The 8,792-nt window shown below is 67.5% G+C and carries 4 protein-coding genes; all 4 read left to right on the top strand.

What is annotated here, in order from left to right:
- Positions 1-285 precede the first annotated feature (285 nt).
- The 4 genes from VFZ66_10490 to VFZ66_10475 all read left to right on the top strand — a co-directional run bounded on the left by VFZ66_10490 (position 286) and on the right by VFZ66_10475 (position 8,792).
- Complete coding sequence (locus VFZ66_10490; GenBank protein ID HEX6289609.1) at positions 286-963, top strand: aspartate/glutamate racemase family protein; 678 nt, start codon at positions 286-288, stop codon at positions 961-963.
- Between the two features lie 18 nt (positions 964-981).
- Positions 982-1,647 carry a class II aldolase/adducin family protein gene (locus VFZ66_10485; GenBank protein HEX6289608.1) on the top strand — a complete coding sequence of 222 codons (666 nt, stop codon included), beginning with the start codon at positions 982-984 and terminating at the stop codon, positions 1,645-1,647.
- A complete protein-coding gene (locus tag VFZ66_10480) occupies positions 1,644-2,954 on the top strand; it encodes a four-carbon acid sugar kinase family protein (protein ID HEX6289607.1) in 1,311 nt (436 codons plus the stop codon). Before VFZ66_10485 ends, VFZ66_10480 begins: the two co-directional genes overlap by 4 nt.
- Before the next feature lie 420 nt (positions 2,955-3,374).
- A complete protein-coding gene (locus tag VFZ66_10475) occupies positions 3,375-8,792 on the top strand; it encodes an amino acid adenylation domain-containing protein (GenBank protein HEX6289606.1) in 5,418 nt (1,805 codons plus the stop codon).

Here is an 8,792-nt window from a genome sequence, read left to right as displayed (position 1 = left end):
TCTGTTTCAGCGCTCACTGCGTGCAAGCTGAGCGCGCGTCGCCGAGGTGCGCGGGTGCTGTGGGCCAAGCGACTTCTCATACACAGACGACGCTCGGTTGAAGTAGTCGCGTGCCCCGGCGTCATCTCTGTGCTCGCGCAGCAGCACACCGAGATCGTGATAGCTCTCCGCCGCATCGGGATACGTGTCCCTGTCACGCGCGTCATGGCTCTCGCTCGATCAGATATGGTATCATGCGGCTTGATCCGCGTAGCTCCTGTTTCGTGAAGGCATACGAGGCGACCTATGAGGCATACGCTGGCTATCATCCATACCACCGCCGTCACCGTCGAGCCGCTGCGCGCGCTGGCCGCTGAGCTGCTCCCCCAATGCGAGGTGATCAATTTTGTTGACGACTCGATCCTTCCGCAGCTTCGGCGCAATGGCGGCGATGTCAGCGCCGTCGCGGATCGCCTCCGGCACTACGCCCGCTTCGCCGAGGACGTGGGCGCTGCGATTATCCTCAGCGCCTGCTCATCGGTGGGTGAGGTCGTACCGCAGATGCAGCAGCAGGTCGCCATTCCTGTGGTCCGCATCGACGAGGCGATGGCCGAAGAGGCCGCGCGGCGCGGGCGGCGGATCGGAGTTGTGGCGACGCTTGCGACCACGCTCAGCCCAACGATGCTCCTGGTGCAGCGCAAGGCCAGCGCCGATGCCGTGATCGTGCCGCTGCTGGTTGACACGGCCTACCAGAAGCTCGTCGCGGGCGACGCTGCGGGACACGATGCGGATCTCGCCGAGGCGCTGGGGGACCTTGCGGCATCCGTCGATGTGGTCGTGCTGGCTCAGGCGTCGATGGCGCGCGTGGTTCCGTCGCTGCCGCAGGCCGCGCAGCAGAAGTGCCTGTCCAGTCCACGGCTGGGCATGGCACGGGTGCAAGCCGTGCTCGCCGCGCGCGATCGGGAATCCGCTGCGCGCCGCTAGCGAGAAGGGAAGTGACGCATGCAAGCCGATCCTGGCGATGTCATTGCCCAGCTTCAGGAGGCGGGCCGCTATCTCGTGGCCCACGAGCTGGCCTGGGGCAATGCGGGCAACCTCAGCGCGCGCACCGAGCCGGATCGCTATCTGATCACCGCGAGCGGCACCCGGCTGGGCGAGCTGAGCCGCGATGACCTGGTGGCGTGCTCGATCGCGGAGCCTGCGCCGCGATCGGACGGGCCTCGGCCCTCCAAAGAGCGCCCGATGCACGAGGCGATCTACGCCGCGCGACCGGAGATCAACGCCGTGCTCCATGCCTCGCCGTTCTACAGCACGCTCATCGCGTGCTCTGAGGTGAGCCTTCCATCGAGCTGGTTTGTCGAGTCGATGTACTACCTGGAGCGCGTCGCGCGGGTGCGCTACTGCCATCCCGGATCAGCCGAGCTCGGCGCGGCGGTCCGCGAGCAGGCGCACGCGGCCAATATCCTGCTGCTGAACAATCATGGCGTGCTGGTCTACGATACGAGCATCCGCGAGGCGCTGATGGGGCTGCATACGCTGGAGATGACCTGCCGGATGTGGCTGACGGCGCAGAGCGCGGGCGTGGCGCTGCGACCGCTCGATCCGGCGGTCGTGGAGGATTTTTTGCTCCGGGCCGGGTATAAGCCGCGACGGACGTGGCCCGTATGAAGATCGGCGTGGTTGCGGACGACATCACAGGCGCGAACGATATCGGCAGCATGTTCGCCAAGGCCGGGTATCGCGTCCATGTGTATCTGTGGGACCGCTTCGATTCGGCATCGCTGGCGGGCGAGCAGCCCGATGTCTGCATCATCGACACCAGCTCGCGGCTGGATGCGCCGGATGTCGCCTACGGGAAGGTGGCTGCGGCGACGCAGCACTTGCAGCAGGCGGGCTGTCGCCAGTTCTTCAACAAGACCTGCTCGGTCTTCCGGGGCAATATCGGCGCGGAGTTCGATGCCATGCTGGATCGGCTCGATGAGACGTTTGCCGTCGTTGTGCTGGGCTTTCCCAAGAATGGGCGGCTGACGATCGATGGCGTGCATTACGTGCACGGCCAGCTTCTGGAAGAGTCGCCCTTCCGCCACGATCCGATCCATCCGATGACCCGCTCCAACCTGGTCGCGATCCTCCAGGCGCAGACCCGGCGCGCGGTCGCGCTCGTCGATCACCGCCTCATCGCGCAGGGAGCCGACGCGCTGCGCGGGCAAGTCGCGGCGCTTCGTGGTCGCTGCCACTACCTGATTCTGGATGTCCCGGATCAGGCGGCGCTGCGCACGATCGCGCAGGCGGTCGGCGAGCAGCGCGTCCTGTGTGGCAGCTCGGCGCTGGCGGAAGAGCTGCCAGCGGTGTGGGGGCCGCCCGCCCCGGCGCGGCAGCCAGAGGCGCTGCCGTCGTTCGGCTCGCGCCGCGTCCTGGGCGCTGCCGGAAGCCTGACGCCGCAGACGATTGCCCAGATCGACCATCTGCGCGCCAGGGGAACGCCGCTGGTCGAGGTGAATACAGTCGCCCTGTTCGATGCGCAGGAGCGTCAGGCCGAGATCGCGCAGGCGGTCGCGCTGCTGGCCGCGCATACGGCCCGTGGCGCAGACCCGCTGGTGTATGCCGCGAATCGCCCGGAGATCGTCGCCAGCACACGCGCCGAGGGCGCGCGCGCCGGGCTGCTCGCCACCGAGGTCGCCCGTGTGGTCGAAGAAACGCTGGCGGAGATCGTCGCCTGCACGCTGGAACGGACGGATGGGCGACGGGTGGTGGTGGCGGGCGGCGAGACATCGGCAGCGATCTGTCGCCGCCTCGGGATCGGCGGCGTGCGGATCTGGCAGGAGATTCAGCCCGGCCTGCCCTCGTGTATCTCGCTGACGGAGCGACCGCTGCTGCTGGTGCTCAAATCGGGCAGCTTTGGCACCGCCGATTTTTTGGAGCTGGCTGTTGATCAGCTTACGCGGATCGAGCCGCTGCCAGCGCACGACCCATGAGCAGCGATGCGCACACGCCTGCACGCGGGAGCGCTGCTGCCGGTGCGCGTGGACGATGGTTGGGTCCAACATCGCGCTGACGACCGGCCTTAGCGGCTGCCAGCCGTGCGCGGACATCGACGCCAGCGGCACAAGGGTGTGTCCGCCGGGCGAGGACGAGGCAGGCAGCCTGGTGCTGCGCATCCCCATCCGCACGTGCGCGAGCGTCCAGCCCATGCGCGATCAGCGTGCTGGCCGTTCCTCCTCTCCGGATCGGCAGGCGTCCCAGTACGTCGACCATGCCTGCCGTCTCACCGCGAGCCGATGGGAACATTTGACCATTGACAACCTGTTGTGTAGCAGGGACAATACGGGTAGCAATCTACGACCCCAGGTACGCCAGCCGGACCCTCTGCACCATGCCGTTTCCCAGCTGCGGGGATGCGCTGGTACCTGTTCGACGCCGAGATGAAACCGGTGACACTGATCGACCTGCTGCGCTGGCGCGCACACCACCAACCGGATCAACGGGCCTACACCTTTCTGTCCCAGGGCGAGACTGATGCGATCAGCTTCACCTATCGCGAGCTTGACCAGCATGCCCGCTCCATCGGAGCGTACCTTCAGCGCAACGTGGTGCCCAGAGAACGGATTCTGCTGCTGTATCCGCCGGGACTGGACTATATCGCCGCCTTCTTTGGCTGCCTGTATGCCGATACGATCGCGGTTCCGGCCTATCCGCCGCGCCTGCGGAGCAGCAACGACCGGATCGCGGCGATCATCGCCGATGCCGGCATTATGGTCGCGCTGACCCATCCAACGCTGGCACCTCGCCTGGAGGAGCAGACCGCCCAGCGATCCAGGCTACCCGCTCTGCGCTGGCTCACGCCACCGGGGCTGAGCGCCGACCTCGACGATGCGTGGATCGAGCCCGCTTGCGTAGGCGAGACGCTGGCGTTTCTGCAATACACGTCCGGCTCGACCGCCGCGCCCAAAGGCGTGATGCTCTCGCACGGCAATCTGCTGCATAATCTGGCGCGGATTCAGCGCTGCTTTGAACATACCTCGGACAGCAGCGGCGTGATCTGGCTGCCGCCCTACCATGACATGGGCCTGATCGGCGGGATTTTGCAGCCGCTCTATGCCGGATTTCCCGTGACGCTGATGTCACCGACGGCGTTTCTGCAAGCGCCGTTTCGCTGGCTCGACGCGATCTCGCGCTGCCGCGCGACGACCAGCGGCGGGCCGAACTTTGCCTACGATCTCTGTGTGCGCACGATCACCCCGGAGCAGCGGGCAACGCTTGATCTGAGCAGTTGGAATGTTGCGTTCACGGGCGCTGAGCCGATCCGCGCCGAGACGCTCCGGCGCTTTGCGGAAACGTTCGCGCCGTGTGGCTTCCGGGCGGAGGCCTTCTACCCGTGCTACGGTCTGGCCGAGGCGACGCTGATCGTCACGGGCGGGGCCAAAGCCGCGCCCCCGGTGATGCAGCCATTCAAGAGCACGGCGTTGGGCGCACATCAGGTTGCCGAGGCGGCGACGGACGATCGGACGCTGCTGGTCGGCTGCGGGCAGATCCAGCCGGACGATCAGGTCTGCATCGTCGATCCGCAGACCGGACGCGCGTGTGCCGCCGACCGGATCGGGGAGATCTGGGTCGCCGGGCCGAGCGTTGCGCGCGGCTACTGGAATAATCCCGCCGCGACGGAGCAGACGTTTGCCGCCTACCTTGCGGACAGCGGCGCGGGACCCTTCCTGCGCACCGGCGATCTCGGTTTTCTCCGCGACGGCGAGCTGTTCGTCACCGGGCGGTTGAAAGACCTGATCATTCTTCGCGGACGCAACTATTATCCGCAGGACATCGAGCTGACCGCCGAGCGGGCGCATCCTGCGCTGCGGCCTGGGTGCGGCGCTGCGTTTTCGATCGATGTCGCCGGAGCGGAGCGGCTGGTCGTCGTCGCTGAGGTTGCGCGGCAGCAGCGGCAGGTGGATCTTGCCGAGGTTGCCGGGGCGATCCGCCAGGCCGTCTCCGTCGAGCACGAGGCGCAGGTCTATGCGGTGGCGCTGCTGAAGCCCGGCAGTATTCCCAAAACCTCCAGCGGCAAGATTCAGCGCCAGGCCTGTCGAACAGCCTACCTGGCCGATACGCTCGCGGTCGTCGGGCGATCGGTGCTGGATCCGAGCGTCGCGCAGGCGGCAGAAGTAGCGCTCAGCCGCGATCAGCTCCGTGCGGCGGCTCCCGCCGAGCGGCTGCCGCTGCTGGCAGCGTTTCTGAGCGCGCAGCTCGCCGAGATCCTTGGTGCGGACCCCACCACGCTGCGGCCTGAGCAGGGGCTACACAGCCTGGGCATCGACTCGTTGTCGGCGATCGAGGTCCGCCATCGGCTTGAGACGGATCTGGCGGTGGATCTTCCGTTTACCTGGCTGCTCCAGGACCTGACGCTTCAGCAGCTTGCCGAGGCGATCCTTGCTCAGGTCGTGACGACCAGCGAAGGACGATCGAGCGCTCCGCTGCCGAGCCGCGACGTGGCGCTGGACTATCCGCTCTCGCACGGCCAGCGCGCGATGTGGATTGCGCACCAGCTTGCGCCGACGAGCGCGGCCTTCACCATCAGCCGCGCGGTGCGGATCCGTCAGCCCCTCGACCGCCGGGCGCTGGATCGGGCGCTGCACCGGCTGGTCATGCGGCACGACGCCCTCCGCACGGTCGTTGCCGCACCCTCCGGCGAGCCGCTGCAACGAGTCCTGCCTGACGGGCGTATCGATGTCGCTGTGGAAGATGCGACGCGCTGGAGCGAGGCGGCGCGCCGCGATTGGCTGGCCGATGCGGCGCGCCGACCCTTCCATCTGGAGCAGGGGCCGCTGGTCCGCCTGACGCTCGCTCGCCGCGCCGAGGACGAGCAGATCCTCCTGCTGGCGGCGCATCATATCGTCATCGATTTTTGGTCGCTGGTGGTGCTGCTCCGCGAGCTGAGCGCGCTGTACGCCGGCGAGTTGGCCGAGCGTCCTGTGGTGCTGCCCGCGCTGACCTTCCGCTACGGCGACTATGTACACTGGCAGCGCGAGCTGCTCGCCGGTCCAGAGGGGGAGCGCCTGTGGGACTACTGGCGTCAGCGCCTGGATCTGGAGGAGCGCGGCCATCTGCCGGTGCTGGATCTGCCCACCGATCGTCCGCGTCCGCTGGTGCAGACCTACGCCGGAGCCGCGCAGCCGCTCCAGCTCAGCGCCGCGCTCGCGCAGCGGTTGCAGGAGGTGAGCGCGGCCCACGGCACGACGCTCTACATGACGCTGCTCGCCGCCTTCCAGACGCTACTGTTCCGCCTGACCAACCAAGCAGAGATCGTGGTCGGCTCTCCGACGGCTGGCCGGAGCCTGCCCCAGCTGCGGGATCAGGTCGGCTACTATATCAATCCGATCGTGCTGCGGACGACGCTGGACGGAGCGCTGCCGTTCACGTCGGTGCTGGCGCAGGTCCGCGCGGTGGTGCTGGGGGCGTTCGAGCACCAGCAGTATCCGTTCGGGCTGCTGGTCGAGCGCCTGCACGGGAGCCGGGATGCCAGCCGCGCGCCGCTCTTCCAGGTGATGTTCGTCTTCCAGCAAGATCCAACGCGCGCCGCCGACGGCTTCGCCAGCCTCGCGATCGGGCAGGACGGCCCCGCGATCCCCCTGGGCGCGCTGAACGTCGAGCCGGTCGCGCTGGACGAGCGGACGGCGCTGTTCGATCTGACGCTGACGATCGCGCAGATCGGCCCTCGGCTTGCGGGCGTGCTGCACTACAACACCGATCTGTTCGATCCGCCGACGATCGCGCGGATGGCCGGGTACTTCCAGACGCTACTCGGCGAGCTGGTCGCCCAGCCGGATCGCCCGGTTGGCCGCGTTCCGCTGCTGACGGCGGCGGAGCAGGCGCAGATCGTGGGGGCGTGGAGCGGGAGCGCCGTGGAGCTGCCGCAGCCAATCTGCCTGCACGCGCTATTCGCCGCTCAGGCCGCACGCACGCCGGATGCGGTCGCCGCGATCTGCGATGGCGTATCGCTGCGCTACCACGAGCTGGATGTCCGCTCCAACCAGCTCGCGCACTATCTGCAAACGCTGGGAGTGGGACCGGAGGTGCCGGTTGCGGTCTGTATGGAGCGCTCGCTCGATCTGATGATCGCCGTCGTGGCCGTGCTCAAGGCGGGCGGCGCATATCTGCCGCTCGATCCGTCCTATCCCCAGGAGCGGTTGCAGTGGATGCTGCTGGACGCGCGGCCTGCGGTGCTGCTGACGTGGGAGCGCCTCGTCGATCTCGCGGCCATGCCCGGCGTGCCGCTGATCTGCCTGGATCGTGACTGGCCGCTCGTCTCCGGCGCGCCAACGACCGCGCCGATCACCACCGTCACGCCCGATAACGTAGCGTATGTGATCTATACGTCAGGGTCGACCGGCACGCCGAAGGGCGTGCTCGGCCTCCAGCGCGGCGTGATCGCGCGCTTCTTCTGGATGTGGCGGTCCTATCCCTTTGCGCCGGACGAGGTCAGTTGCCAGAAAACGGCGATCAGCTTTATCGACTCGATCTGGGAGCTGCTAGGGCCGCTGCTCCAGGGCGTGCCCAGCGTGATCATCCCGGATCGGCTGATGCACGATCCGCAGACGTTGGTCGAGACGCTGGCGCGGCACAGAGTTTCGCGCCTCTGGTTCGTCCCGTCGTTCCTGCGCATGCTGCTGGATCTGTATCCTAATCTCCAGCGCCGCCTGCCGACGTTGAGCATGTGGGTGACGAGCGGTGAGGCGTTGCCCGTCGATCTCGCCGATCGCTTCCGGCAGGTAATGCCCGATGCCGCGCTGTACAACCTGTATGGGACGTCGGAGGTCTGGGATGTCACCTGGTATCCGCTGAGCGCGAGCCGTCAGATGTGGCGGATTCCGATCGGCTCTCCGATCGCCAATAGCCAGGTCTATATCCTCGATCCGCACTTGAATCCGGCGCCGGTCGGCGTGCCCGGCGAGCTCTACGTCGGCGGCGTCGGGGTGGCGCGCGGCTACCTGAACCGCCCGGATCTGACGGCGGAAAAGTTCGTGCCAAACCCGGTCGGCACCGAGGCCGGGTCCCGCCTGTATCGCACGGGCGATCTGGCGCGCTGGCTGCCGGACGGCACAATCGAGTACCTGGGTCGCGGCGATCACCAGATCAAGCTGCGCGGCTTTCGCATCGAGGTGGCCGAGATCGAGGCGGTGCTGAAGCAACATCCGGCGGTGCGGACCGCCGTGGTGATCGCCCGTGACGATGTGCCCGGCGAGCGGCGGCTGGTGGCCTACGTGGTAGCGCAACGAACAGCGGAGCACGGGGAGAGCGGAGAACCAGGCGCAGGCAGCAAGGAACACGCAACGCTCAGCTTCGAGCTGCGCGCCTACCTGAAGGAGCGCCTGCCCGGATTTATGGTCCCGGCGACGATCGTGCTGCTGCCGGAGCTGCCGCTCACGCCCAACGGCAAGGTCGACCGGCGGGCGCTGCCAAAGCCTGCGGATCTGCAATCGAGCGTCGACGTCGGCTATCGCGCGCCGAAGAGCCAGGCGGAGCGGATCATTGCCGCAGTCTGGGAGGAGGTGCTGGGCATGACGCCGGTCGGCACGAACGACAACTTCTTCGATCTGGGTGGGAGCTCGCTCCAGGTGGTGCAGGTGCACACGCGGCTACGCGCCGCCTTCGACCGCGATCTGCCCATGCTGGAGATCTTCAGGTATCCCACGGTCGCCGCGCTGGCCGCCGCGATCAGCCGCGATCACCCGGAGCCAGCCGATCGACAGGCGATGGATGAGCGGATTCAGCGCCAGAATGCAGCGCTGAGTCGGCAGAAGCAGCGCCGTACCCGCCGGTAA

The organism is Herpetosiphonaceae bacterium (genome assembly GCA_036374795.1).
Lineage (GTDB): Bacteria > Chloroflexota > Chloroflexia > Chloroflexales > Kallotenuaceae > LB3-1.
This window is presented reverse-complemented; position numbering and strand designations above follow the sequence as displayed.

What these genes read in the sequence shown, in the direction of transcription:
- VFZ66_10485 (HEX6289608.1), top strand. Translation starts at nt 982, where the DNA reads ATGCAAGCCGATCCTGGCGATGTCATTGCCCAGCTTCAGGAGGCGGGC.
- VFZ66_10480 (HEX6289607.1), top strand. Translation starts at nt 1,644, where the DNA reads ATGAAGATCGGCGTGGTTGCGGACGACATCACAGGCGCGAACGATATC.
- VFZ66_10475 (HEX6289606.1), top strand. Translation starts at nt 3,375, where the DNA reads ATGCGCTGGTACCTGTTCGACGCCGAGATGAAACCGGTGACACTGATC.
- VFZ66_10490 (HEX6289609.1), top strand. Translation starts at nt 286, where the DNA reads ATGAGGCATACGCTGGCTATCATCCATACCACCGCCGTCACCGTCGAG.